1 protein-coding gene is annotated in these 281 nt (G+C 70.1%); it reads right to left on the reverse strand.

All coding sequences use genetic code 11. The features are described 5' to 3' along the window. Positions 1-34 precede the first annotated feature (34 nt). Positions 35-281 (reverse strand): biotin/lipoyl-containing protein (locus tag VZP09_RS00155; RefSeq protein ID WP_060628067.1); only part of this gene is annotated, 247 nt, incomplete at its 5' end.

Raw genomic sequence — 281 nt, forward strand, 5'->3', positions numbered from 1 at the left:
GGGCGTTCAGACTTTCCATTTCCGCTCCTCGTCCTTACGCCAGGGTCATCAGGGTGTCGCCGACCGCCACCGCGTCGCCGGCTTTCACCGCGATACCGCGCACGGTCCCGGCCTGCGCGGCGCGGATTTCGGTCTCCATCTTCATGGCTTCCAGAATCAGCAGCACCTCGCCTGCGGCCACCGTCTGGCCTTCGCTGGCCAGCACCTTCCAGATAGTGCCCGCCAGCGGGGCGGTCACCGGGGTACCGGCGCCGGCCGGGGCGGCAGCGGCGGGTGCAGAG

The sequence above is a fragment of the Klebsiella sp. EMBS2024 genome, assembly GCF_036233805.1.
Lineage (GTDB): Bacteria > Pseudomonadota > Gammaproteobacteria > Enterobacterales > Enterobacteriaceae > Klebsiella > Klebsiella pneumoniae.